The sequence below is a fragment of the Marinibaculum pumilum genome (assembly GCF_042646425.1).
Taxonomy (GTDB): Bacteria; Pseudomonadota; Alphaproteobacteria; order Ferrovibrionales; family Ferrovibrionaceae; genus Marinibaculum; species Marinibaculum pumilum.
Genome location: NZ_JBHRTR010000050.1, coordinates 81,961 through 108,714 on the forward strand (window position 1 = coordinate 81,961; position 26,754 = coordinate 108,714).

Here is a 26,754-nt window from a genome sequence, read left to right on the forward strand (position 1 = left end):
GGGCGCTCAGCGATCGGTGGGGGGATTCAGGATCGCCCCGCCTGCGCCGATCGCCACCGCGTTGTTGCCGATCTCCAGCCGGAAGCCGCCGTCCGGAAGCGGCGCCAGGTCGCGGACCGGCACGGCCCTGCAGTTCAGGCGCAGCAGGGCCAGGAACTCCGTCTGCCGCAGCCTGTCCCTGGTGGCGAAGCGGGCATGCCATTGCCGCGGCAGGTCGGCCCGGTCCGGCGGACGGTCGGGATCGCCGAATCGGTTGGTCTGCGTGAAGTCGAGGGTCTGCGGCGCAAGCATCTCCACGCACAGGGAGGTGTTGTCCTGGGCGATGCCTGCCGCATTGGCGGCATAGCGCACCATTTCGACATAGCTGTGCAGGTTCCATTCGAAACTGCGCGGCGTGGCGCTTGCCACCCGGTCGTAGACCAGGACGATGTCCGGGCGCAGCAGCGCAATGGTCCGCACCGCCGTTTCGAGCGCGCCGTCATAGGCGGCGGTGGCGTCGCCGGTCACGCTGGCCAGGCGCCCGTCATCGGCAAATGCGGTGATCCGGCCCGCCAGGTCGGCCCGCTTGATCGGCTGTCCCTGGCCGCCGTCGAAGGTGATCGCGTTATGGGCCTGGGTCTGCCGGGTCCATCCCAGCATGTGCGGCGAGTCGTAGGTGACGTAGTAGCCGCTGTCGATCGCCATGCGGCGGCGGTTCAGGTCGATGATGAAGCTGTTCTGGTCGGCGTCGTTGTGGCTGACGGAGCCGAACGGGCCGGAGCGGAAGTAGATCGAGGCGCGGTCGCGGCTCTGGATGTCGGAATGCAGCGCCGCCCAGCCGATCGACGGCAGCACGGCGGCATCCGGCAGGGCCGCCGGATCCGGCCCCTCCGTTGCCAGCGGGCCGGCCGGCGGCGCCGTCAGCTCCATCATGTGGGGGATGGGATAGCTCTGCGGCACCTGCAGGCTGTACCAGCGTGCCAGGCGGCTGCCGGTCCGGGCATAGAGGCTGCGCATGACCGTCCCGGTCAGGCCGGCATCGCCATGGCCGGCGCCGTCGCCGAACGCGAAGCGGCTGCCCGGCCCCTGGAAATAGCTGGCATAGAGCGGGAAATGGCGGGCCCAGGCACTGTCCGCCGGGTCGATGCCGATGCCGTTGCGCAGGGCGTCCCAGCGCGGGATCAGGTCGACCATGTAGTAGAAGGCGTAGTTGCCGCCATTCCCGGAACCGCCATCGTCGCCGCCCCAGGGATGCGGCATCGCGAGCAGCAGCGGCACCGCCGCCTCGAACCAGCTCTCCGCCTGCGGCAGCTCACCGGCAAAGATCACCGACAGCGCCGCCAGGTTGGCAAGATGGCCGTAGCCGTGGCTGTTCTGCGGCCGGGCCTGCATCCGCGCCTGCGGCCGGTCGGAATTGTCGAAGAACCAGCGATAGGCCGGAACCGCGCTGGCCGCGACGGCGGCGGCGGCCCGGGTGCGCTCCGACGGCGACAGCTGGTCGTAGAGCAGGTCGTAGGCCACCGCGATCCCCCAGGCATGGTCCATCGCCAGCTGGTCGTTGCGATGCAGCGCGACGGCGCCGTCCGCCGGCCAGGACAGGACGTTCTGCAGCCGCGCGCGGGCGTCGTCGAGGATCGCGGGATCGCCGGTCACCTTCCAGACCATGGCCGCCCGCTCCAGCGCCTCGAGTTCGCCGCGGTAGCGCTCCTCCCCGGCCTGCGGCCACCAGCCCGGTTCCATATCGCCCGCGGGCAGCGCCCGCCGGTCCTCCGGCGGCGGCTGGAAAAGCCGGCCGGACCGGGCCGTCACCGCGTCCTGGACGCGGGCGAACAGTGCCGCGCGCCGGCCCTGAAGCAGGTCGGCGCGATGCCGCATCCAAGCCTCGCCCTGCGGCAGAAGCCGCGGATGCGGCGCTGCGCGTGCCCGCTGCCACAGGGTGGCGATATCCGGAACCGGAAAGGGCACGGCGCCCTCCGGAACCTCGAAACGGCGTTTCGCGCTCCAGTCCGGCCCGGGCTGCCCGGCCACCGCCACCTGCCAGTCGTAGCTGCCGGCCGGCAGGACCCGGTCGAGGAGGAGGGAATTGCGCGGGCTGTCCCGCTCGACCGTCAGGCCGTCCGGGCCGGACAGACGGAAGCGGTAGCCTGCGGCCGGCGCGACATCCGGCCAGGTGAAGCCGGGCGGCGATTGCAGGACGGTGCTGCCATGGGCAGGCCGGACCGGCATTTCGGTCGGGTCGCCGGGGGTCAGCCAGTCCTGCACCGGGACGAGGGTCGGCAGGCGGGTGATCCGGTCCAGCACCGGCTGGCGGTCCTGCGCCGCAGCGGTACCGCCGGCGGTCAGCAGCGCAATCGGCAGGAGGAGGCAGGCCGCGAGGCGGCGTAGCGGGGCAAGGCGGTGCGGCATCAACTGGTCCCGGACATGCGAGGCGGCCTATTCTGCGGCGATGTCCGGCGCCTGCAAGGGCGGGCGCCGCGCAACCGGGCTGAACCAGGGAGGCAGGAGCCTGCATGTCGCCACCGCGGGAACGGGCGCAACCGGCCGGACGGACCCGCCTGCGCGACCTGCTGCGACCGGACCGCTTTTCCGGCGCCGCGGGCTGGACGATGGCCCTGCGGCTGGTCGGACTGCCGTTTCAGCTGCTGCTCTTCCTGCTGGTTGCGCGCCTGCATCCGGTCGCCGATGTGGGCCTGTTCGCGGTCGTCCTCGGTCTCTGGCTGGCGGCGCGCTCCCTCGGCCCGCTGGGTTTCGACCAGGCGGCGATGCGCTTCATCCCCGCGTTCCGGGCGGACGGGCGCAGCTGGGCGGCCGCTGCCTTCGTCCGGATCGCGCTGCTCTGGATCGGCCTGCCTGCGGTCCTGGCCGGCGCGTTCCTGGTGGCCGGCGCCCTTCTCCAGGGCTGGAGCCTGCCCTCCCTGGCCGCCTTCGGCATGGGTGAGGGGCAGGATCCCGCGACCGGCAGTGCCTTCGTCCTGCTCTGTGGCCTGGGCCTTCCCGGCTATGTCCTGATCGGCTTCCTGGTCGGGGTCGTCCGGGCCCGCCGGCAGGTGATCGCCGCCCAGCTGCCGGAACTCGTGGCACAGCCGCTTCTGGGCCTGGCGGCGGTCGGGGGGGTGGCCCTGGCGATGCCGGAGAGCGGCGTACTCGGCTCCCTCGCCGCGGTGGCCGCCGCGGCCTGGGCGGTGGCGCTTGCCTATCTCTGGCTGGCGCGGGGCGTGCTGTGCCGCGGGCCGTCGCTGCCTGCGGCGGAGCGCCGCGCCATCGTCCGGACCTGCCTGAGCATCGGCCTATCGAAGGCGGTCACGATCGTGACCCTGCGGGCGCCGCTCTTCATCCTGTTCCTGCTGGCCGGTGCGGCGGCAGCGGCGCTGTTCGAAACGGCGCAGCGCCTGGCCCTGCTGGGCACCCTGGGGACCTGGGCGATCATTGCCGCGGCCTCGCCCATGATCGCGGAGGCCCATGCCGCAGGACAAAGCGAACGGCTGCGCCGCCTCGTCGCGGGCAGCATCGTGATCGCGGCGGCGCAGACCCTGGCCGTGCTGCTGGCGCTCCTGGTGCTGGGGGACTGGCTGCTCGGGCTGTTCGGGCCTGCCTATACGGCGGCCCGCTGGACCGCGGTCATCCTGTCCCTGGCCTTCCTGGCGAATGCCGTCGGCGGTCCGGTCGGCAACGCCTTCTACATGATCGGCCGGGAGCGTCTGCCGCTGGGCTTCAACATCGCCGGCCTTGCCGTGATGGCGCTCGCCGTCCCGGCCGGCACCCTGCTGGCCGGGCCGGCCGGCGCGGCGGCCGGCTTTGCGCTGGCGCTGCTGGTTCGCGACGGCGGCATGGCTGCAATGGCTCCCGGCATGCTCGGGCTGCGCCCTGGCGACCTGCATCCCGGACGGATGGCAACGGCCCTGCTGGCCCGGCGGGGCGGGGCGCCGGACGTGACGGGGCCGGCCGGTGCGCCGGTCAGGTCCGGTCCGAAGCCGCCCTGACCGCAATCAGCGACTTGACGAAGCCGAACCGGTACTCGCGCAGGATCTCCGCATCCGGAAACAGGGTCGCCAGCTCCGCCGCCGTCAGCAGGTGCCAGTCGGGCAGGGAGCGCTTCGGCCAGAAGCGGCCGAAAAAGGCCATCACCCGCTTCTGCACCGGGCGCGGCAGGAGGACGATCAGGACCGGCAGCCAGGTATGCGATTCCACCGGGAAGTATCGGTACGGGGTCTGCACGAAATAGCTGCCGCCGATGCGCCGGATCTCCGCCGCGAACTGCGCCTGGTGGCGGCGGGCGACGGCACGGAACTCGGCATCCGTCTCGATCGCAAGCACGGTGGCCTTTGGCCCCGTGACATGCTCCAGCACCGAGGAGCAGAAGACGATGTCGAAGGCGCCATCCTCGAACGGCAGCCGTTCCGCACCGTCGATCCGCTGGGTCCGGAAGCCGTGATGCGCGGCGGCGCGGGCCAGGTCCGCGGCCGACAGGTCGGCGATGGTGACATTGTCACGGAACGGGAAGACGGAGGCGAAATGATCGCCGGTGCCGCCGCCCAGGTCCACGATCCTGTCTTCCGGGCGGGGCCGCAGGCGGTCGATGAAGACAGCGGCCCGCCGCGCGCGGGAACTGCGCGACATCCAGTGCGCCAGGCGCTTCAACATGACGGCGATGGCCCTTTCAGGGCGGGCATGCCCGCCGGCAGACCTGTCGCTTGCCCTACCATCCGCGCGGGCCGATCGTGCCGGGCCGGCCGCGCAGGGCCGGCCGGTGGCGTTGCGTCGTCTGCCTGGCGGCCCGGGCCTGCCGGTCGGCGGCCGCCTGCGCGAAGCCGCGCGGATAGCAGGCGGCGATCGCCACGGCGAGGCCGATCAGCGGGACATAGAGGTCGGAGGTCAGGGTCGGGGCGGCAATGGTCTTCACCAGGGCGGTCACCAGGACAAAGCTTGCGAACAGGTTCTCCACAGCAGGAAATTTCAGTGCGGCCCGCGTGACCCGCACGGCGAGGTAGAGCAGCAGGCCCAGATAGGCGGCGAGGCCGATCCAGCCGCTTTCGCCCAGCACCTTCGGCCAGAACACGTCCTGCAGGTAGTAGGGATGCAGGCGCGATGCGCCATAGATCAGCGACAGCCCGGTCTGGTCGTAGATCGGACTGAAGAAGGTGGTGAACGAGGCGAGGCTGCCGAAGGTCCCGATCCCCGCGCCGAGCGGGAAGTTGTCGACCGCCAGGTCGAACGAGATCAGGTACATCAGGGTCCGGACGGCGCTCTCGCCATCCTGGACATAGTCGGTCACCTGGCCCTGGATCACCGGCAGCGCCAGGTCTGCGAACGGGACGGCGAGCAGCAGGCCCAGGGTGACGGCCGCGGCGCGGATCAGGAACTGCGTGTCCTTGCTGCGGAACCGCATCGCCATGACTGCGATGCCCAGCACAAGGACCACCGCCACGATCTCCTTGGCGACGATGTGGAGCATCGTCAGGAGGGCCAGCAGGGCGGTGAGGCCGGCCCACACGGCATTCTTCCGGATGCCCCAGAGCGCCGCGGCGGCCATCGTCGCCATCAGGTGGATATCGACGCTCGCCGTGGCGTGGTGGTACAGGCCCTGTGGCCGGTACATGCCGGCACGGCGGTCCATCGGCTCGCCGTAAATGTTGATCCCGCTGTTCAGTGCCAGGTCCCGCAGCAGGAACGGCAGGTTCACCAGTGCCACCCCGATCAGCGCGTAGAGGAACGGGGTCATCACGTCGGAATCCCTGGCCTGCGAGAGGCAATAGGCGAAGGCCAGGGCCAGGATGATCGGCTTGGAATCGAGGGCGATGGTCAGGCCCGTCACGGTCGCGAACGGGTAGCCCCCGATCGGACTGAACAGGCCCGATATGGTTCCCATCGCGATGTAGATGCCGAAGCACAACGGCACCGGCCAAAGGCCGTGCGGCATGCGGAACAGCGCGGCGGCGGCGAACGGGGCGGCGAACAGGACCGTGATCTCGTCCAGATAGCCCGACAGCTTCTCGGCGGTGCGGATCAGGACATTGTCCACCAGCAGCAGCACGTAGTAGATGCCGGCCGCCCACATCGCCAGCCCGGGCAGTTCCAGCGGCCGGCGGCGCGCCGGCGGCCGGCCGATTCGCTGCGCCCGCATCCGGTTCGTCGCCATCCTGTCGCCGCGGCGCGGCAGCGGGGCGTTGGGTGGCTTCGGAGTCACGCGGCCTGGGGTCCCTGTCCTCATCGATCCTGCGACTTCCGGGCCGGCGCCGGCCCATGCTGCCGGCCCCGACTACCGGGGCTGGCCCACAATGTCCCCATGAACCATCGGCAAATGTGTTACACGATACGTGCCAATGCAGCGATTGGCCGCGAAGTGCTCCGGACCCGACAGCATGGCGAGCGCAACTGTATCGTATTCGGACAGGTCAGAGCATTGCCTTATGCGTTATCTGGTCAGCAGCGGCCGGGCCGCAGGACTTGGGGCGCTGCTGGTGACCATGCCGCTGGCCGCCCTTGCACAGGAGCGGCAGGCGGATCCGGCGCCGGACCAGAGCCTGGGCGCGGCGGTACTCGAATGCGCAGAAATCAAGCCGCTGTTCGACAGGCTCCGCTGCTACGACCGCCTGGCCCGCGACGTCGACACCTTCGATGCGGTGGTGCGGGAGACCTGCGGCACCTCGGCCACCGGCCGGCTGGAGGATCCGGCGCTGGAGGAAGCGCGCCTCCAGCAGTCCGTGCAGGGCGCGGTTGCCGCCCTGCGCCAGGGGCAGCTCGGCGCCGCGCCGCCGCAGCAGCTGGAGGTGCGGCGCAACGTCAAGGTCGAAGGGATCGACTTGACTCCGAACTGGACCGTCGATGAAGTCCGCGACGGTCAGGGCGTCCTGGTCGAGGTGCGCCTGTCCACGGTGGCGTCCAATGCGCTGACCGAGGGCGGGGCGAAGCCGAGCTTCAACATCCTGTGCCGGCAGCGGAACACCTTGGCCTGGTTCGAGACCGGTCTTTCCGGCGGCGGCGGCACGACACCGGTCAGCCTGGTGTTCGGCGGCGATGCCGAGCCGATGGCGGTGACCCTGGACAATACCCAGAACGGCAAGGCGATCGGTGTCTGGAACAAGGCGGAGACCATCCTGCAGCCGCTGCTGGACAAGAAGGCGATGAGCGTGCGTTTCACTCCCGAAGGTGCCGACAAGCCGGTCGCCGCGGATTTCAACCTGAACGGCTTCGAGAACGCGATCGAGGTCATCCGCCTGCAATGCGGGTGGTAGCCGCCATGACGGCCGCAGCGGATCCGGGGGCACCGCCCTCCCCTGTCGAGATCGCCCGGGCGCTGGCGCGCATCGGGTCGGTTCACGTCATGGTCGTCGGCGACGTGATGCTGGACCGCTTCGTCTATGGCGATGTCTCCCGGGTCAGCTACGAGGCGCCGATCCCCGTGCTGAACGTGGCGCGGGAGAGCGCCATGCCCGGCGGCGCCGGCAATGCCGCGCGCAATGCGGCGGCGCTGGGCGCAAGGGTCAGTCTGGTCGGCGTGGTGGGCGACGATGCCGCCGGGACGGAGCTGCGCGAGATCGTCGCCGGCATTGCCGGCCTCAGCGACCGCCTGATCGTGGAGGCCGGGCGCCCGACCACCCGGAAGACCCGCTTCGTCGCGCAGGGGCAGCAGCTGCTGCGCACCGACCGGGAGACCCGGGCGGAGCTGCCGGACCGGGTGGCCGAGGCGCTTCTGCGCACGGTGGTCGAGGGCCTGGCGGATTGCCAGGTGATGATCCTGTCGGACTATGCCAAGGGAGTGCTGGGCGAGACTGTCCTGCGACCGCTGCTGGACGCTGCTGCAGATGCCGGCGTGCCTGTCGTGGTCGACCCGAAATCGACTGACTTCGCCCGCTATCGCGGCGCGGCGCTGATCAAGCCGAACCGCCAGGAAATGGCTGCGGCGTGCCGCATGCCCTGCGACAGCGATGCGGAGGTGGAGGCGGCGGCGCGCCAGCTGCTGGCCGCGACCGGAATCGGCGCCTTCGCCGTCAGCCGGGCGGAAAAGGGGCTGAGCCTTGTGCGCCGGGACGGTCCGCCGATGCACCTGCAGGCGCTGGCGCGGGAGGTGTTCGACGTTTCCGGCGCCGGCGACACCCTGGTGGCGGCGCTGGCGCTGGGCCTCGGCGCCGGACTGGACCCGGCCGTGGCCGCCTGGCTGGCGAACATGGCCTCAGGCCTGGTGGTGGAGAAGGTGGGGACAGCCGTCGTCCATCCCGACGAGATCCTCGCCCGCGCCCATGAGCAGGAGGTGCTGGACACCGATTCGAAGGTGATGCCCCGCGCGACCGCCCTGCAGAGGATCGCCCGCTGGCGCGGCGAGGGCGCGCGGATCGGCTTCACCAACGGCTGTTTCGACCTGGTGCATCCCGGCCATGTGTCGCTGCTGCGCCAGGCGCGGGCCGCCTGCGACCGCCTGGTGGTGGGCCTGAACACCGATGCCTCCGTGCAGCGGCTGAAGGGGCCGGAGCGCCCGGTGCAGCCGGAGACGGCGCGCGCGATCGTGCTTTCCTCCTTCGCGGCGGTGGACATGGTGGTGCTGTTCGACGAGGACACGCCGATCGAACTGATCCGGGCGGTGCGCCCCGACGTGCTGGTCAAGGGCGCCGACTACCGGCCGGAGCAGGTGGTGGGCGGCAGCTTCGTGGAGAGCTATGGCGGGCGGGTGCTGCTGGCCGACCTGATCGACGGGCAGTCCACCTCCAGCATGATCGCCCGCGCCGGGCATCTGCGGGCATGATCCTGGTCACCGGCGGTGCCGGCTTCATCGGCTCCAACATTGTGGCCGCCCTCGCCGCGGCGGGCGAGGAGGTCGCCGTCTGCGACTGGTTCGGCAGCGACGACAAGTGGCGGAACCTGGCGAAGCATGACGTGGTGTCGTTCGTCGCGCCGGAGGATCTTCCGGACTGGCTGACCCGCGCGCCCCGGCTGACCGCCGTCGTGCATATGGGGGCGATCAGCGCCACCACGGAACGCGACGTCGACCTGATCGTCGCGACCAACATCCGGCTCTCATGGAGCCTGTGGGAATGGTGCGCCGCTGCCGAGGTGCCGTTCATCTACGCCTCCTCCGCGGCGACCTATGGCGACGGCCTGGCCGGCTTCGACGACGACAATGACGCGCAGGCGATGGGGCGGCTGCGGCCGCTCAATCCCTATGGCTGGAGCAAGCTGGCCTTCGATCGCCGGGTGATCCGGGCGGTCCAGGGCCGGGAGCCGCGCCCCCCGCAATGGGTCGGCCTGCGCTTCTTCAACGTCTACGGCCCGAACGAGTATCACAAGGGCCGCATGCAGAGCGTGATCAGCCAGAACTATTCCCGCATCGCCGCCGGCGAGGAGATGCGCCTGTTCCGCTCCTACCGCAGCGACTATGCCGATGGCGGACAGCTGCGCGACTTCATCTATGTCCGCGACTGCGTCGATGTGGTCCTCTGGCTTCTGTCCCAGACGGAGACGAGCGGCATCTTCAATGTCGGCACGGGACGTGCAAGGTCGTGGAACGATCTGGCACAAGCGCTGTTCGCCGCGGCCGGACGCGAGCCACGGATCAGCTACATCCCGATGCCCGAGGATCTGCAGGAGCGCTATCAGTATTTCACGGAGGCGCGGATGGACCGGCTGCGCGCCGCCGGCTATCCGCATGCCTTCACGTCGCTCGAGGACGGCGTCGCTGCCTATGTGCAGGGCTTCCTGGCCAGCGATGATCCCTATCGCTGAGCGCATCATGGCCAATGGCGGCACCTGACCCTGCGCGCCCGCCGGACCGGGCCACCCCTGCAACCGGTGCCTCGGGTCTTGCGGAACGGCTGTTCTGGTACCTGCACCGTCTGCGCGCGATGTCCCTCCAGGAAGTCGCGCACCGGCTGCGCGAGCAGCAGCGGCGTCATCTGTCGCGACGCCTGCGACCGGCACCCGCGCGATGGCTGCTGCCGGAGGCGGAGGACCGCCTGCCGGACCACCCGCCCCTGCGGCGCGGCCTGGTCGCACTGGCTGCCGCCGCCCCGGTCGCCGACCGGCTGGCCCAGGCGGCCGAGGCGGTGGCGCGGGGCGAGATCGAAGTCTATGGCCGTAGGTGGCACTGTCGCGAGGGTGCCCTCCCGGATTGGCCCCTTCCGGACTGGCATTGGGATCCCGGCTCCGGCACGCGCTGGCCGGCCGACCGCTACTGTTTCGACATTCCGTTCCGCCATGTGCGGCTCGACGATGCCGAGTCCGCCGCGGGCCGAGGGCCGGGCGAGGCACGGTTCGTCTGGGAGCTGAACCGCCTGGCCTATCTGCAGCCGGTCGCCGCCCATGCCTGCCTGAGCGGGGATCCGGCGGCCCGCCAGCTCTGCCTGCGGCACCTGGAGGACTGGCTGGACGCGAACCCGCCCTTCCTCGGCATCAACTGGGCCTCGGGGATCGAGCTCGGCACCCGCGTGATCAGCCTGGTGGTGATCCTCTCCTTCCTGGAGGCCGGGACATTGCCGCAGGCTCTGCGCCGCCGGCTGGCGGAGAGCCTGGCGGCCCACGGCTACTGGCTGCATCGCTTTCCGTCGCGCTTCTCCTCGGCCAACAATCATGTGATTGCCGAGGTGGCGGGGCTGTTCCTCCTGGGCAGCCTGTTCGGCGGGCTGCGCGACGCCGCCGCCTGGGAGCGCGAGGGGCGGCGCGGCCTGGAGCGGGAGGCCGGGCTGCAGATCCTCGATGACGGTGCGGGGGCCGAGCAGTCGCCGGCATATGCCGCCCTGAACCTGGAGATGTTCGGCATCTGCGCCCAGGTCGCGGCCGATCTCGGCCGGCCGTTCGACGCCGCCTTTCTCGACCGGCTGGCGCGCGGCGCGGAATGGCTGCAGGGGATCGGCGATCGCGACGGCCATGTGCCGGACCTCGGCGATGCCGACGGCGCGAGCATGTTCGCGCGCGAAGGGCCGCAGGACCGTTATCCGGCCGCCATCCGCGGCTGCATCGCGCAGCTCGTCGGGCGTCCGGGCATCGCACCGCCGCGGCCGGAACCGGCCCTGCGCCATGCCCTGTTCGGCCTGCCGCCGCCCGGCATGCCGGGCCCGGACGGGATGCGGACTTTTGCCGCCGGCGGCATGACGGTGCTGCGCTGGGACCCGGCCGGCGCCGCCGACGGGCGTGAGGCGCTGCTGGTCTTCGATCACGGCCCGCTGGGCTACCTTTCGATTGCCGCGCATGGCCATGCCGATGCGCTTTCGGTCTGGCTGCATCTGGACGGGCGGCCCGTGCTGGTGGATGCAGGGACCTGGATGTATCTGGGCGCCGGCAGCTGGCGCAGCCATTTCCGCGGCACCGCGGCCCACAACACGCTTTGCATCGACGGTGCCAGTTCCAGCGCGATGTCCGGCCCTTTCAACTGGCGCAGCAGGGCCGTCACGGCCCTGCTGGAAAGCGGCGAGGACGATGACGGCTGGTATGCGGTAGCGGAGCATGACGGCTATGCCGCCGATTTCGGCGTGCGCCATCGCCGGCACCTGCATCGGCAGGGCGACCGCCGGATCGTGATCGAGGACATGCTGGTCGCTGCCGGCGGCGACACTGCTGCGCAGGCGGCCGCCGCCGCACTGCCTGTCGAGATCGGCTTCCAGTTCGCCCCCGACCTTGAGCTGGCGGAGCGCAGTGACGGCTGGCAGGTCATGCGCGGCGGCGCGGCCGTGCTGCATCTTTCGGGCGCGGCGGGCATGACATGCTGTCTTGCGGCAGGCCGGACCGATCCGCCCGCCGGCTGGGTATCGACGGCTTTCGGCGAACGTCAGGCAGCGCCGCGACTGGAGTATCGCGGCCGGCTGCGGCCGGGCGAAAGCTGCCGCATTACCCTGACGATAGAGTGACGGCTCCCTCGGAATCTGCCAAAGCCTGACGGATCGCGGTCAGGAGGACCAATGAAACTCAGTATTTTCGGCCTGGGCTATGTGGGATCGGTGTCAGCCGCGCTGTTCGCCGATGCCGGCCACAGCGTTCTGGGCGTCGACCCCAATCGCGACAAGGTCGACCTGATCAACGAGGGGCGGCCGCCCGTCGTCGAGGCGGGCCTGTCGGAACTGGTGGCCAAGGCCGCGGCATCCGGCCGCCTGAGCGCCATGCAGGAAGGCCGCCAGGCGGTGCACGAGACGGAGCTGAGCATCATCTGCGTCGGCACGCCCAGCAACCACAACGGCTCGCTCGACCTGACCTATCTGCGCCGCGTCTGCCAGGAGATCGGCGCGGCGCTGGCGGACAAGGCCGACTACCACGTCGTCGTGATCCGCTCGACCATGCTGCCGGGCACCATGGAAAGCGTGGTCGTGCCGACCCTGCAGGAGCATTCCGGCAAGTCGGCGGGGGATGATTTCGGCGTCTGCGTGAACCCGGAATTCCTGCGCGAAGGCTCCGCCGTGCACGACTTCCTGCACCCGCCGAAGACGGTGATCGGCGAGATCGATCCGCGTGCGGGCGAGCTGCTGGCGCGACTCTATGCCGGGATCGACGCGCCGCTGATCCGCTGTCCGGTGCCGGTGGCGGAGATGGTGAAATATGCCGACAACGCCTGGCATGCGGTGAAGGTGGCCTTCGCCAACGAGATCGGCGTGATGTGCAAGGCGGTCGGCATCGACAGCCACAAGGTGATGGAGATCTTCTGCCGCGACACCAAGCTGAACCTGTCGCCCTACTACCTGAAGCCGGGCTTCGCCTTCGGCGGATCCTGCCTGCCGAAGGACCTGCGCGCGCTGACCTACCGGGCCCGCCAGCTCGACATCGACCTGCCGCTGCTGCGCTCGGTCCTGCCTTCCAACGACGCCCATCTGCAGCGCGGGCTCGAACTGATCCTGTCACGGGGCCGCCGGCGCATCGGCATCCTGGGCTTCAGCTTCAAGGCCGGCACCGACGATTTGCGGGAGAGCCCGCTGGTCGAGGTGATCGAGCAGCTGCTGGGCAAGGGCATGGATGTCAGGATCTTCGACCGCAACGTCCAGCTGGCCGCCCTGACCGGCGCGAACCGGGACTTCATCCTGAAGGTGATCCCGCATATCGCCCGGCTGATGGTCGACGACATCAACGACGTGGTGGAGCATGCCGAGGTGCTGGTCATCGGCAATGGCGATCCGGCCTTCCGCCGGGTGCTCGACATGATGCGTCCCGACCAGGAGCTGATCGACTTCGTCCGCCTGACCGAGCCGCCGCCGGAGCGGGACGGCTACCAGGGAATCTGCTGGTAGCGATGTCGGGACAAACGATACCGGGGGAAAGCATCGGGGGTGCGACTGCCGCCGATCCGGCGGAGCCGCCGCGCAGCGACCGGGGTCGCGGGCGGCGCGTGCTGATCATCGTTGAGAACCTGCCCGTGCCCTTCGACCGGCGCGTCTGGCAGGAGGCCACCGCCCTGGCCCGGCACGGCTACACCGTCTCGATCATCTGCCCGACGGGCAAGGGCTACGAGGCACGGCACGAGGTGCTGGAGGGAATCGAGATCTTCCGCCACACCCTGCCGCTGGATGCGAAGGGCGCCGCCGGCTACCTGCTGGAATACGGCGCCGCCCTGTTCTGGGAATTCTGGCTGGCGTGGCGGGTGATGTTCCGGCGCGGCTTCGACGTGATCCATGCCTGCAACCCGCCGGACAACATCTTCCTGATCGGCGGCTTCTTCAAGCTGTTCTTCCGCAAGAAGTTCCTGTTCGACCATCACGACATCAACCCCGAACTCTACGAGGCGAAGTTCGGGCGGCGCGATTTCTTCTACAAGGTCATGCTGGCCTGGGAGCGCTGGACGTTCCGGACCGCCAATGTCTCGATCGCCACCAACGAGAGCTACAAGCGGATCGCGGTCGAGCGCGGCGGCATGGACCCCGACCGGGTCTATGTCGTGCGCTCCGGGCCCAGCCTGGCGCGTCTGAAGATCATCCCGCCGGTACCCGAACGCCGCTGCGGCCGCCGCTTCCTGGTCGGCTATGTCGGCGTGATGGGCCAGCAGGAGGGGCTGGACTATCTGCTGGAGGCGGCGCGCCTGATCGTCCGCGAGCATGGCCGCGAGGACGTGCATTTCGGCCTGGTGGGCGGCGGTCCGGACCTGGAGCGGCTGCGCGAACGGGCGGTGGAGCTGGGGGTCGCGGACTATGTGACCTTCACCGGCCGGGTGCCCGACCAGGACCTGCTGGAGATGATCAACACCGCCGATGTCTGCGTGAACTCCGACGAGTTCAACGAGATGAACGACAAGTCGACCATGAACAAGATCATGGAGTACATGGCGCTCGGCAAGCCGATCGTGCAGTTCGACCTGACGGAGGGCCGCTTCTCCGCGCAGGAAGCGTCGGTCTATGCCCGCCCCAACGATGCCGCCGACATGGCGGAGAAGATCCTGGAACTGCTCGACGATCCGGAGCGCCGCCGGCAGATGGGCGAATATGGCCGCCGGCGGGTGGAGACGGAGCTGGCCTGGCCCTACGAGGAACCGAAGCTGCTGGCCGCCTACGACCGGCTCTGGGACTGAGCGGCGATGCCTGGGCGCGGCGGTGCGGCGCCCGGACTGCCGGCCCTGACGGTCCGGCTGCCGGCCCGCGGCCTGCTGCTGCGCGCGCTTGCGGCCGTCCTGCTGGCGGCCGTCACCCTGCTGCTCTATCTCGGCATCGGCCGCTTCGTGGAAAGCGGTGCGGAGCTTCTGCCGCCGCTGGACGCGTCCGGTTCCGGCGGTTGGCAGCGCAGCGGCCAGGTGCTGGCGAACGGTCCCGGCGGTGCGGCGCTGCGGAATGCGGATCCGGCCGGTGCCGCGACCCTGTCGGCGTTGCTGCCGGTGCCGCCGGATGCCCGTTTCCTGCGCCTCTCCGCAGAGATCCGCATGGCCGACGTGGCCGGTGGCCGCCAGCTGTGGGAGAGCGGGCGGCTGATTCTCCTGTCGCGCGACGCGCCCGGCGGCGACTGGCACTACGACTGGCCGCATACCGTGATCCGGGATACCGGAACCCTGCCCTGGCAGACGGTCGGCCGGGCCTTCCTGGTGCCGGCGGGCGGCGAGGTGCGGGTCGCCGCGCAGCTGCTGCGGGCCACCGGGAGTCTCTGGGTCCGCAACCTGTCGCTGCGCCGCGCCGACGAGCGCCACTGGTTTCCGCCGGCACGGCAGCTGCTGATCGCGCTTTGGGTCGTGGGCATGGCCTGGATCCTCTGGCCGCTCGCGCGGCCTGTCGGCCAGGTTCTGCGCGGCAGGCGGCCGACCTGGCGGCAGGCGGGCAGGCTGGCTGTGCTGGCCCTGGTCCTTGCCATCGCCGCCGCGGTGCTGGTGCCGCCGGCGGGCAAGCAGGCCTTTCGCGACCTGGCGGATGCCGGCTGGTCGCTGGCCAGGGACTGGACGGGTCATGCCGCCCCGCCGGCCGGCGATGGCGCGGCGCCGGCGTCATGCGGCCCCGTTGAAGATGGCGCGGCAGACGGCGTGGCCGGGAGGCGTCCCCTTCAGCCGGGATCGCCAGGCACGGCCGGCGCCGCGCCTGCCCCGGACGGACGGACGGACTTCGTGGCGCCGCAGCAGTTCCGCTGGCTGGTCGCCGACAAGCTCGGGCATTTCGCCGGCTTTGCCCTGCTGGCCTTCCTGTCACTGGCGACGGTTCCCCGGGATGGCGACCGGCGCCGCTGGCTGCTCCCGATCCTGGCGCTGCCGGGCTTCGCCGCATTGACCGAGGTCTGGCAGGTGATGGCCACCACCCGCGGCGCGAGCCTGGCCGATGTCGCGATCGATTGCGCGGGCCTGCTGGCAGGCGCCCTGGCCTGGCTCGGCATGCGGTTGCTGCTGTGGCGGCTGCGCCCGCCCCCCCGCCGCGCTGCCTGAGGACATGGCCGTCCGGCGCTCACGCCGGGCCCGCTACGGCGCCAGCGGCAGGATCTGTCTTGCCGCCCGCTCGGCGGCGGTGCGGGCCAGCCGCAGGGTCACCGCACGGCGCCGGGCGGGCGGCATCCGCCGCGGCTCCGCCGCCCGCAGGATCGCCGCGCCATAGCTGTCGGCGACCATCAGGCCGCAGCTGTCCGGAATCAGGGCAGTCGGGAAGTCCCGGTCGACCGCGAAATAGAACAGGTCGCAATGGTCCAGGTAGTCCGGCCATTTGCGGTCGCTCTGGAAGTCGGCGACAGAGCTCTTCACCTCCACGATGGCCAGCTGTCCCTTGCGGTCGACCGCCAGGACATCCGCCCGCCGGCCATTGTCGAGCGTGATCTCGAGCGCGGGGCTGAACCCCAGGTCGAGCAGCAGCCGAAGCACGCCCCGGGCGATCGCCTCCGCACCACGAACCTCCGCATCGGCCTCGCGAATTGCATGTCCTGAATCGGGGCACATGGAGCGCCTGTGTGTCAAATTGAAACGGTGCGGGCGGGGGCATCCCGGCGGTTTGTGCGCCCCGTCACAGGAATCCCGCCATGGCACGCGGGAATCCGCGGATCCTGGATTGCGTCAGAAGGCATAGCTCTTGCAGCCATGACTTGGCTTGTCACGCCCATATTGTGTCCGGGCGTGTGCAGGCAGGGCAAACGGCAATCTGCCGAGCCGTTTCCCCGAGACCGTCGCGGCAGACAGGCTGATGCAGGATCGTCGTCATGGGCAAGTACGGAAACAAGGGCGGAAACGGCAATGGCCGCTGGTCCCGGGACGACGACTGGGATGATGACGACTGGAACGGCCGCGACTGGGACGACGACAACGACGACGAGGAAGACGGCGGGTCCGAAAGCCAGACCTTTTCCGGCGGCAGCGGCGGCGATTTCCATTCCGGCGATGACGAAGACGAGGAGATCCGCGGCGAAGGCGGCAACGACACCCTCTACGGCAATGATGGCGACGACCTGATCGAGGGCGGCTCGGGCACCGACTACATCCAGGGTGGCGACGGCGACGACACCATCGACGGCGGCGACCACAACGACACGCTGTACGGCAACGACGACGACGATTCCATGTCGGGGGGCGAAGGCACCAACTACATGGAAGGCGGCGACGGCGACGACACGATGACCGCCGGGTCGCAGAACGACACCCTGTACGGCAATGACGGCGACGATGTCCTGGACGCGGGCGGCGGCTACAACGCCGTCTATGGCGGTGACGGCGACGATACGCTGTACGTGACCGACGGTCGCTCCACCCTGCAGGGCAACGACGACGACGACAGCTTCATCGTCCGCGGCGGCGACACCATCGACGACAATCTGGACGGCGGTTCGGGCCGCGACACCCTGTTCTCCGACGGGGACATCACCTTCGACGGCAATGCCCGCCTCTCCAGCATCGAGGCGATCGAGATCGACGGCGGCGGCCGCATCCTGGGCACCGGCGACAGCCAGGGCTTCGACTTCGACGACATGACCCTGACCGGGGTCACGGAGATCGACGGCGGCGCCGGCAACGACACCATCACCGGCCCGGACGGCGTCTCCCTGAGCTATGTCGGCGGCAGCGGCACCGACCGGATCGAGGCCGGCGACGGCGACGACACGATCGACGGCGGCGACCACAACGATACGCTGTACGGCAATGACGGCGACGATTCCATGTCGGGTGGCGAAGGCACCAACTACATGGAAGGCGGCGACGGCGACGACACGATGACCGCCGGGTCGCAGAACGACACCCTGCATGGCGGCCGCGGCGACGACATGCTGGACGCCGGCGCCGGCTACAACGCCGTCTATGGCGGTGACGGCGACGATACCCTGTACGTGACCGACGGCCGGTCGACCCTGCAGGGCAATGACGACGACGACCTGTTCATCGCCCGCGGCGGCGACACCATCGACGACAATCTGGACGGCGGCTCGGGCACCGACACCCTGTTCTCCGACGGGGATATCGTCTTCGACGGCAATGCCCGGATGTCGAACATCGAGCATGTCGAGATCGAGGGCGGCGGCCGGATCCGCGGCACCGGCGACAGCCAGCGCATCGACCTGGGCAATGTCTCCGTCCATGGCGTGACGGAGATCGACGGCGGTGCCGGCAACGACACGATCACCGGCCCGGACGGCGTCTCGCTCAGCTATGTCGGCGGCAGCGGCTATGACTGGATCCGTGCCGGCGACGGCGACGACACGATCGATGCCGGCAGCGAGAACGACACCGTCTATGGCGGCGACGGCGACGATTCCATCGACCTCGGCGACGGCTACAACTACGGCGAAGGCGATGACGGCAACGACACCATCACCGGCGGCGCGCAGAACGACACCCTGAAGGGCGAGAGCGGCGACGACGTCCTGGCCGGTGGCGGCGGCTACGACTATATCGACGGCAGCTCCGGCAGCGACACGGCCAGCTATGCCGGGGCCACCGGCGGGGTCACCGTCGATCTCGGCAATGGCAACTGGCAGAACATCGGTGCCGACCAGGGCGCCGACCAGTTGGTCAGCATCGAGAACGTCATCGGCTCCAGCCACAACGACACCCTGACCGGCAGCAATGCGGACAACCGGGTCGAGGCCGGCGCCGGCAACGATCTCGGCATCGTCGACTATGACGAATCCGACGGCGACATGTTCGACGGCGGCTCCGGCAATGACACCCTGCGGATCAACCTGACCAACGGCCAGTTCAACGCCAACGGCGTCTACGAGATCCTGCAGAGCCTGAAAGCCTTCATCGCCGAGCATGGCGATGCCGGCAGCGCCGACGGCCCCAGCTTCACCGCCGCGAACGGCCTGACGATCGCGAACTGGGAAAACCTGGAGGTCTATGTCAACGGCCAGCTGACGCAGATCGAGCTGCCGGAGGCGGACCCCGACCCGCTATTCTCCAACCAGGACGATTCCGTCGACTTCAACGCGCTGGCCGCCGGCGATTATGAGGATGGCAGCCAGTACGACGCCGGCGCGGGCGATGACGATGTCACCCTGGCGGCCGATGCGGCCGCTGCGGCCGATGCCGGCTATGCCCAGGGCAGGGCCTTCGATGCCGGCCAGGGCGACGACACGGTCGCTGGCGGCGGCCTTGACGATGCGGTCGAAGGCGGTTCCGGCGACGACAGCCTGACCGGCGCCGGCGGCGACGACAGCCTGGAAGGCGGCTCGCAGGACGACACGATCGACGGCGGTGCGGGCGATGACAGCCTGTCCGGCGATTCCGGCGACGACCTGCTGGTGGCCGGCGGCGGCAGCGACACGGTGTCGGGCGGCTCCGGTCGGGACACCGGCGTGGTGTACGGCAGTTCCACCAGCCAGGCGGTGTTCGACGGCGGCTCCGGCCAGGACGTTCTGCAGGTCCGCCTGACTGCGGCGCAGTTCGCCGATGCCGGTGTGGTGCAGGTGCTGCGGGCGCTGCAGGACCATATCGCGGCGCACGGCAATGACAGCTCCTCCAATGGTCCGACCCATTTCGCGTCCGGCTTCGGCACCTTCTCCAACTGGGAGAGCCTGGAGCTCTATGTCGACGGCCAGCTGACGGCGATTCCCGAGCCCGACCTCTTCTCCGATTCCGCCGATACCGTCGACTTCAATGCGGTCGAGGCCGGCGACTATGCCGAGGGCTCGCAATATGCCGCCGGCGGTGGCGACGACGATGTGACCCTGGCCGCCGATGCCGGTGCGGCGGCCGATGCCGGCTATGCCGATGGCACGGCCTTCGACGCCGGCGCGGGCGACGACACGGTGACCGGCGGCGGGCTGGACGATTCGGTCGCGGGCGGCACCGGCAACGACATCCTGACGGGTGCCGGCGGCGACGACACCCTGGCCGGCGGCGATGGTGCCGATGCGATCTCCGGCGATGACGGCAGCGACAGGGTCGATGGTGGCGATGGCAATGACGTTCTGACCGGCGGTGCCGGCGACGACACCGTCACCGGCAGTGCCGGCGATGACCTGCTGTTCGACGGCGAAGGCGATGACAGCCTGGCCGGCGGCGCAGGCAATGACACCGTCTACGGCTTTGGCGGGGCCGATACGATCGATGGCGGCACGGGCGACGATGTGGGTGTCGTCGGCGGCACGGTCACCTCCGGCGCCAGCTATGACGGCGGTGCCGGCACCGACACGCTGGTCATTTCGCTGACCGGGGCGCAGTACGGTTCGGCTGGGGTCGTCGAGGTTCTGCAGGCCCTCGAGCAGTTCATTTCCGACAATGCCGATGCCGGCACCGATTCCGGTCCCAGCCTGGAAGTCGGCGGCATCACCTTCACCAACTGGGAAGGCCTGCAGCTCTACGTCGACGGCGTCCTGACGGCGATCCCGAAGCGGGACCTGTTCTCCGCCGCTGACGACAGTGTCGACTTCAATGCGGTCGCGGCCGGCGACTATGCCGAGGGCTCGCAGTACGCCGCTGGCGACGGCGACGACGATGTGACCCTGGCCGCGGATGCCGCCGCGGCGGATGACGCCGGCTATGCCGAAGGCACGGCCTTCGATGCCGGCGCGGGCGCCGACACGGTGGCCGGCGGTGGCCTCGACGATGCGGTTGCTGGCGGCGCCGGCAACGACAGCCTGGCGGGCGCGGGCGGCAACGACACCCTGGCCGGCGATGCCGGCGGTGACGACCTTTCCGGCGGCGCGGGCGATGACAGCCTCTCCGGCGGGGCCGACGACGATACCCTGGCCGGCGGCAGCGGGCGGGACACCATTTCCGGCGGCAGCGGCGACGACCGCGCCATCGTGACCGGTGACAGCGGCGCGGGCAGCAGCTTCGACGGCGGCGCCGGCACCGACACCCTGGAGATCCGACTGACGGGCGCGGAATTCGCCAACGCCGCGACCCTCTCCTTCCTGCGGGCCCTGCAGGACTTCATCGCGGAGAATTCGGATGCCGGCACGGCCGCCGGCCCCGCTTTCACCGCCGACGACGGCAGCAGCTTCGCCAATTGGGAAGGGCTGCAGGTCTATGTCGATGGCGAACTGACCGACATCCCGGCCCCGGACCTGTTCTCCAACCAGGACGATTCCGTCGACTTCAACGCGATCGCCGCTGGCGACTACGCGGATGGCAGCCAGTACGATGCCGGCGCGGGCGACGATGATGTCACCCTGGCCGCCGATGCCGGCGCCGCTTCCGATGCCGGCTATGCGCAGGGCACGGCCTTCGATGCCGGGCAGGGCGATGACACGGTGACTGGCGGCGGGCTGGACGATGCCGTCGAGGGCGGCTCCGGCGACGACAGTCTGGCGGGCGCCGGTGGTGACGACAGCCTGGAAGGCGGCTCCCAGGACGACACGATCGACGGCGGCGCGGGCGATGACAGCCTGTCCGGCGACGCCGGCGACGACCTGCTGGTGGCCGGCGGCGGCAGTGACACGGTATCGGGCGGCGCCGGCCGGGACACCGGCGTGGTCGACGGCAGTTCGACCGGCCAGGCGGTGTTCGACGGCGGCTCCGGCCAGGACGTGCTGCAGGTGCGCCTGACCGCGGCCGAGTTCGCCGATGCGGGGATCGTGCAGGTGCTGCGGGCGCTGCAGGACCATATCGCGGCGCACGGCAATGACAGCTCCTCCAGCGGCCCGACCCATTTCGCGTCCGGCTTCGGTACCTTCTCCAACTGGGAGAACCTGGAGCTCTATGTCGACGGCCAGCTGACGGCGATCCCGGCGGCTGACCTGTTCTCCGAGTCCGATGATGCCGTCGACTTCAACGCCATCGAGGCCGGCGACTATGCCGAGGGTTCGCAGTACGCCGCCGGCGGTGGCGACGACGATGTGACCCTGGCCGCAGATTCCGATGCAGCCGCCGATGCCGGCTATGCCGAGGGCACGGCCTTCGACGCCGGCGCGGGTGACGACACGGTTACCGGCGGCGGGCTTGATGATTCGGTTGCAGGCGGTTCCGGCGACGACAGCCTGACCGGCGCCGGCGGCGGCGACACCCTGGCCGGCGATGCCGGCAATGACGACCTGTCCGGCGGTGCCGGCGATGACAGCCTCTCCGGCGGCAGCGGCGACGATACCCTGGCCGGCGGCAGCGGCACCGATACGGTCAGCGGCGGCGATGGCGACGATACCGCGGTCGTGGCGCCGGGTAACGATGCAGCCATCTATGACGGCGGTCGCGGCAGCGACGTCCTGCAGCTGCAGCTGACCCAGGACCAGTTCGACGATCCCGACACCCTGGAGGTGCTGCAGGCGCTGAAGCAGTTCATCGCCGACAATGCGGATGCCGGCAGCGACAGCGGCCCGAGCCACGAGGCCGAGGGCTTCGGCAGCTTCGCCGACTGGGAGGGGATAGAGGTCTACGTCGATGGCGCGCTGACCGAGATTCCGGATCCGCTCCCCGACCTGTTTACCGACCAGAACGATACCGTCGACTTCAGCCAGGTGCGTCGCGGCGATTATGTCGACGGCACCCAGTACAATGCAGGCGGTGGCGACGACCATGTCACCCTCGCCGACGACCCGCGTGCGGCCGCGCAGGCCGGCTACAGCACCCGGCAGGGCTTCGATGCCGGCGATGGCGACGACACGGTCCAGGGCGGCGCTTTCGCCGATACCGTTGCCGGCGGCAGCGGCGCCGACAGCCTGGCGGGCAACGCCGCCAGCGATTCCCTGTCCGGCGATGCCGGCGACGACACCATCGACGGCGGTTCCGGCCGCGACACCGTTCGCGGCGGTGCAGGCGACGACCGCATTTCGGTGACCGATGACGAGGCCGAGTCCGACCTGATGGATGGCGGCGCTGGCACCGACACCCTGTTTTCCGATGGCGATTTCAGCCTCTCCAGCAGCGCCACCCTGACCGGTATCGAGGCGATCGAGATCGAAGGCGGCGGCACCGTCTATGGCACGGCATCGGGCGACCGGCTCGACTTCAGCGATATCGAGAGCCTGCAGGGGGTCGAGGCCTTCGACGGCGGCTGGGGCAACGACACCCTGACCGGTCCCGAGACCGTGGCCGCCACCCTGCGCGGCGGTGCCGGCGGCGACAGCCTGACCGGCGGCCAGCAGGGCGATTCCCTGGACGGCGGCGACGGCAATGACAGCCTGACCGGCAATGCCGGTGCGGACAGCCTGAGCGGCGGCGCCGGCGCCGATGCCATGGATGGCGGCACCGGCGACGATTCACTCGACGGCGGCGCCGATAACGACACGATCACCGGTGGCGCCGGCGACGACCAGGCGGCGGGCGGCACCGGCAGCGACGTCGTCAGCGGCGGCGACGGCGCCGACACCCTGGACGGCGGCGCGGGCCGCGACACGGTCTCCGGCGGCGCCGGCAACGACCGGATCCTGGTGTCCGGCGACGAGGCGGTGACCGACGTCATCGACGGCGGCGACGGCACCGACACGCTCTATTCCGACGACAGCTTCAGCATCGGCCGCGGCTCCGTTTCCGGCATCGAGAAGGTGGAGATCGGCGGCGACGGCGGCACGATCTCCGGGACCGGCGAGGGCGACCTGATCGACCTTTCCGGCGCGGAGCTGGAAGGGGTGGATGCGGTCGAGGGCGGTGCCGGCAACGACACCCTGGTTGGCTCCCGCACCGATGCGACGACCCTGCGCGGCGGCGCCGGCAACGATGTCGTCACCGGCGGCGACAATAATGACGTGCTGGAAGGCGGCGACGGCATCGACACCCTGAGCGGTGGCGCCGGCGCGGATTCCATGTCCGGCGGCGCGGACAGCGACGTTCTGTCCGGCGGCGACGGCGCCGATACCCTGGACGGCGGCGCGGGCCGCGACACGGTCTCCGGCGGCGCCGGCAACGACCGGATCCTGGTGTCCGGCGACGAGGCGGTAACCGACGTCATCGACGGCGGCGACGGCACCGACACGCTCTATTCCGACGACAGCTTCAGCATCGGCCGCGGCTCCGTTTCCGGCATCGAGAAGGTGGAGATCGGCGGCGACGGCGGCACGATCTCCGGGACCGGCGAGGGCGACCTGATCGACCTTTCCGGCGCGGAGCTGGAAGGGATCGAGGCGATCGACGGCGGTGCCGGGAACGATACGATCCGCGGTGGTGGCAATGACGCCAATACCCTGCGCGGCGGTGCCGGCAACGATGTCGTCACCGGCGGCACGCAGGCTGACCTGATCGACGGCGGCAGCGGCGACGACACGGTCGACGGCGGCGCCGGCGACGACACCCTGACCGGCAGTGCCGGCCGCGACGTGATGACGGGCGGCGCCGGCACCGACACCGCCGATTACAGCGCCAGCAGCGACGGGGTCACCGTCAGCCTGGCGCAGTCCGGCTTCCAGACCGTCTCTGCCTCGCAGGGGCAGGACCAGCTGTCGGGCATCGAGAACCTGGTCGGTTCCGGCCATGACGACCGGCTGCAGGGCAATGCCGCCGCCAACATGATCTCCGCCGGGGCCGGCGACGACGTGGTTGCCGCCGTGCAGGGCGCCTGGAACGGCGACCGCATGGACGGCGGCAGCGGCAACGACACCCTGCGGCTGGACCTGACCGCCGGACAGTTCGGGGCGGAAGGGACCCTGGAGGGGCTGCAGGCGCTGCGCCGCTTCATCATCGAGAATGCCGATGCCGGCGCCACCGACGGGCCGGAAGGCAGCTATCAGGGCTTTACCTTCAGCAATTTCGAGGCGCTGGAGGTCTATGTCGACGGCGTCCTGACGGAGATCCCGCTGCCGCTGTTCACGGAGAACGCGGATACGGTCGATTTCAACACCGTCGATGCCGAGCTCTACGACGCGGGCACCCAGTACGACGCCCTGGACGGAGACGACGCGGTCATCCTTGCGGAGGACGAGGCGGCGGCCCTCAATGCCGGCTTCGATCCGGCGGAGACATTCGATGCCGGCGCGGGCGACGACACGGTGACCGGCGGCGGCCTGGACGACCGGATTTCCGGCGGCGACGGTGACGATTCCCTGGCCGGCAATGCCGGCGATGACCTGATCCATGGCGACGGCCTGTCCGGCGACGGCCGGGCGGTGGCCGGTGTCGATGGCCTCTACGATGTGGCCGGCCTGCCGGAAGTCACCGTCTCGGTCGACTTCCATTCCAGCAATGCCGGCTACAACAACAGCTATGGCTGGTTCCTGGCCGACGCGAACGGGGCGCCGGTCTCCGGCGCAGTCATCTGGGCGAACGTGAAGGGCCAGGACAGCGCGACCCTGACCCTGGATTCCGGGCAGCTCAACGGCGCGGCGAAGCTCGGCTTCTTCATCATTCCCGACGGCGACAGCTTCAATCCGGACCTGGCCGATGGCACGGCCGTCACCTTCCAGCAGGTCGACGGCGTCTGGACCGCCTTCGCCGACGGCAGCCCGCTGGCCGGGCAGTCGGTGGCCGCGCTGTTCTCCGACCCGGCGCTGAACCCCGCCGGCCGGGACTACGACCTCGATACCGGCGCCCCGGGCACCTCCAACTGGGAGGATATCTTCGGCGGCGGCGACAACGATTATGACGACGTCAATGTCACCGTGACGGTGGAGACCCCAGTCGCGGCCAGCGGCCACGACACCGTCTCCGGCGGTGCCGGCGACGACAGCCTCTACGGCGATGCCGGCGACGACGTCCTGACCGGCGGCGCCGGCGCCGATGCGGTCGAGGGCGGCGAAGGTGCCGACCTGATCCGCGGCGATCTGCCGGCCGATGGCGGGTCCGTCGGGCCGTCCGATTTCTCTGGCACCATTACGGCCGCCAATGTCCAGTCCACCGGTTCCGGCTTCACCGTCACCGCGCAGCGGCTCGACGGCAACGGCCAGCCGATGGAACCCGATGCCGGCGACATCTCACTGGATGGCGGCGGCTTCGGCGTGTCCGGCGGCAATACCGGCCCGTCGGCCCAGATCGGCCGGAACACCACGACCGGCGAGTCCGAGGCGCTGATCGTCGACTTCGACCAGCTGGTCGGCAGTTCCGAGGTCTCCGTCCGCCGCCTCTACGAGAACGAGGGCCAGGGCGGCGAGGTCGGGCACTGGTACGCCTATCGCAACGGCGCCCTGGTGGCCGACGGCACCTTCCAGGCCGCGGCAGGCCAGAACCAGGCCGGCTTCGAGATCGATCTCGCGGCAGAGGGCGGCTTCGATCGCCTGGTCTTCAAGGCCGACCCCTATGCAAATGCCGGCGCCACCGATGGCGGCAATGACAGCTCCGACTACCTGATCGACGAGATCAGCTTCGCCGGCCTGCCCGGCACCGGTTCGGCTGAAGGCGGCGAGGCGGGCGACGACATCCTCTCCGGCGGTGCGGGTGACGACACAATCTTCGGCGATGCCGGTGATGACACCATCGACGGCGGCAGCGGCGCCGACAGCCTGGACGGCGGCGAAGGCGCGGATGCCATCGCCGGCGGCGAAGGCGCGGACACGATCGCCGGCGGCGAAGGCGGCGACAGCCTGAGCGGCGATGCCGGTGGCGATTCCATCGACGGCGGTGCGGGTGCCGATACGCTCGCCGGCGGCGCCGATGGCGACAGCCTGGCCGGCGGCGATGGCGACGACCTTCTGGACGGCGGCAGCGGGGTGGATTCTGTCCACGGCGGTGCGGGCGACGACACGGCGGTGTTCACCGGCGGGGAGACCTCCGGTGCCGGTGACGTCTATGATGGCGGCACCGGCAGCGACACCCTGCGGATCAACCTGACCTCGGATGCCTATGCCGGGGAGGCGATGCGCCTGGAGCTCTGGGCGCTGAAGCAGTTCATCGCCGCCAACAGCGATGCGGGCACGGATGAAGGCGCCTCGTTCCAGGCGCTGAACCTGAACCTGACGGTCGAGGATTTCGAGGACGTCGTCCTCTACGTGGACGGTGTCGAGACGGACATCATGCCGCCGCCGCTGTTCACGGAAGGCGACGATACCGTCGACCTGAACGACGTGGTCGACGGCACCTATCGCGGCTCGCCGCACATCGCGCTGGACGGCGACGACCATGTGATCCTG

General features: G+C 70.1%; 12 protein-coding genes and 1 pseudogene. 9 read left to right on the plus strand and 4 right to left on the minus strand.

Going from position 1 to position 26,754, the window contains the following annotated elements:
- Positions 1-6: 6 nt before the first annotated feature.
- A complete protein-coding gene (locus tag ACFOGJ_RS26925; protein ID WP_379906374.1) occupies positions 7-2,385 on the minus strand; it encodes a heparinase II/III domain-containing protein in 2,379 nt (792 codons plus the stop codon).
- 104 nt (positions 2,386-2,489) lie between these two features.
- Between ACFOGJ_RS26925 and ACFOGJ_RS26930 the strand changes: the two genes are divergently transcribed.
- Positions 2,490-3,959, plus strand: coding sequence for a lipopolysaccharide biosynthesis protein (locus ACFOGJ_RS26930; protein WP_379906375.1), 1,470 nt, complete (start codon positions 2,490-2,492; stop codon positions 3,957-3,959).
- Here ACFOGJ_RS26930 and ACFOGJ_RS26935 read toward each other — a convergent pair.
- Both ACFOGJ_RS26935 and ACFOGJ_RS26940 read right to left on the minus strand, forming a co-directional pair.
- Positions 3,934-4,620: a class I SAM-dependent methyltransferase gene (locus ACFOGJ_RS26935; protein ID WP_379906377.1), complete on the minus strand. Its 687-nt coding sequence runs from the start codon at positions 4,618-4,620 to the stop codon at positions 3,934-3,936. The two genes, ACFOGJ_RS26930 and ACFOGJ_RS26935, sit on opposite strands and share 26 nt — an antisense overlap.
- 55 nt (positions 4,621-4,675) lie before the next feature.
- Positions 4,676-6,115 (minus strand): hypothetical protein, encoded by a 1,440-nt coding sequence (locus ACFOGJ_RS26940; protein ID WP_379906378.1) that lies wholly within the window; start codon positions 6,113-6,115, stop codon positions 4,676-4,678.
- A gap of 271 nt (positions 6,116-6,386) precedes the next feature.
- On the opposite strand from ACFOGJ_RS26940, the gene ACFOGJ_RS26945 reads away from it, so the two are divergent.
- From ACFOGJ_RS26945 to ACFOGJ_RS26975, 7 genes are all read left to right on the plus strand, one after another.
- Positions 6,387-7,211 carry a hypothetical protein gene (locus ACFOGJ_RS26945; RefSeq protein ID WP_379906379.1) on the plus strand — a complete coding sequence of 275 codons (825 nt, stop codon included), beginning with the start codon at positions 6,387-6,389 and terminating at the stop codon, positions 7,209-7,211.
- A 5-nt stretch (positions 7,212-7,216) separates the two neighbouring features.
- Positions 7,217-8,716: a D-glycero-beta-D-manno-heptose-7-phosphate kinase gene (gene rfaE1 / locus ACFOGJ_RS26950; protein ID WP_379906380.1), complete on the plus strand. Its 1,500-nt coding sequence runs from the start codon at positions 7,217-7,219 to the stop codon at positions 8,714-8,716.
- Positions 8,713-9,693 (plus strand): ADP-glyceromanno-heptose 6-epimerase, encoded by a 981-nt coding sequence (gene rfaD / locus ACFOGJ_RS26955; RefSeq protein ID WP_379906381.1) that lies wholly within the window; start codon positions 8,713-8,715, stop codon positions 9,691-9,693. The genes rfaE1 and rfaD overlap by 4 nt, the downstream gene beginning before the upstream one ends.
- 14 nt (positions 9,694-9,707) lie before the next feature.
- Complete coding sequence (locus ACFOGJ_RS26960; RefSeq protein WP_379906382.1) at positions 9,708-11,810, plus strand: heparinase II/III family protein; 2,103 nt, start codon at positions 9,708-9,710, stop codon at positions 11,808-11,810.
- Between the two features lie 51 nt (positions 11,811-11,861).
- Complete coding sequence (locus ACFOGJ_RS26965) at positions 11,862-13,175, plus strand: nucleotide sugar dehydrogenase (protein ID WP_379906383.1); 1,314 nt, start codon at positions 11,862-11,864, stop codon at positions 13,173-13,175.
- Positions 13,176-13,273: 98 nt separating this feature from the next.
- The gene (locus ACFOGJ_RS26970; protein WP_379906384.1) at positions 13,274-14,446 is read left to right on the plus strand and encodes a glycosyltransferase family 4 protein; all 1,173 of its coding nucleotides are present in this window, start codon (positions 13,274-13,276) and stop codon (positions 14,444-14,446) included.
- 6 nt (positions 14,447-14,452) lie between these two features.
- Positions 14,453-15,772, plus strand: coding sequence for a VanZ family protein (locus ACFOGJ_RS26975; protein WP_379906385.1), 1,320 nt, complete (start codon positions 14,453-14,455; stop codon positions 15,770-15,772).
- A gap of 33 nt (positions 15,773-15,805) precedes the next feature.
- Here ACFOGJ_RS26975 and ACFOGJ_RS26980 read toward each other — a convergent pair whose 3' ends face one another.
- Positions 15,806-16,273, minus strand: a complete 468-nt coding sequence (locus ACFOGJ_RS26980) for an MmcB family DNA repair protein (RefSeq protein ID WP_379906386.1) — start codon at positions 16,271-16,273, stop codon at positions 15,806-15,808.
- A gap of 257 nt (positions 16,274-16,530) precedes the next feature.
- Between ACFOGJ_RS26980 and ACFOGJ_RS26985 the strand changes: the two are divergent.
- Positions 16,531-26,754: pseudogene (locus ACFOGJ_RS26985) on the plus strand (hypothetical protein); the annotation flags it as partial.

Coding starts and splice junctions, on each gene's coding strand:
- ACFOGJ_RS26925 (WP_379906374.1), bottom strand. CDS start 2,385: ATGCCGCACCGCCTTGCCCCGCTACGCCGCCTCGCGGCCTGCCTCCTC.
- ACFOGJ_RS26930 (WP_379906375.1), top strand. CDS start 2,490: ATGTCGCCACCGCGGGAACGGGCGCAACCGGCCGGACGGACCCGCCTG.
- ACFOGJ_RS26935 (WP_379906377.1), bottom strand. CDS start 4,620: ATGTTGAAGCGCCTGGCGCACTGGATGTCGCGCAGTTCCCGCGCGCGG.
- ACFOGJ_RS26940 (WP_379906378.1), bottom strand. CDS start 6,115: ATGGCGACGAACCGGATGCGGGCGCAGCGAATCGGCCGGCCGCCGGCG.
- ACFOGJ_RS26945 (WP_379906379.1), top strand. CDS start 6,387: ATGCGTTATCTGGTCAGCAGCGGCCGGGCCGCAGGACTTGGGGCGCTG.
- rfaE1 (WP_379906380.1), top strand. CDS start 7,217: ATGACGGCCGCAGCGGATCCGGGGGCACCGCCCTCCCCTGTCGAGATC.
- rfaD (WP_379906381.1), top strand. CDS start 8,713: ATGATCCTGGTCACCGGCGGTGCCGGCTTCATCGGCTCCAACATTGTG.
- ACFOGJ_RS26960 (WP_379906382.1), top strand. CDS start 9,708: ATGGCGGCACCTGACCCTGCGCGCCCGCCGGACCGGGCCACCCCTGCA.
- ACFOGJ_RS26965 (WP_379906383.1), top strand. CDS start 11,862: ATGAAACTCAGTATTTTCGGCCTGGGCTATGTGGGATCGGTGTCAGCC.
- ACFOGJ_RS26975 (WP_379906385.1), top strand. CDS start 14,453: ATGCCTGGGCGCGGCGGTGCGGCGCCCGGACTGCCGGCCCTGACGGTC.
- ACFOGJ_RS26980 (WP_379906386.1), bottom strand. CDS start 16,273: ATGTGCCCCGATTCAGGACATGCAATTCGCGAGGCCGATGCGGAGGTT.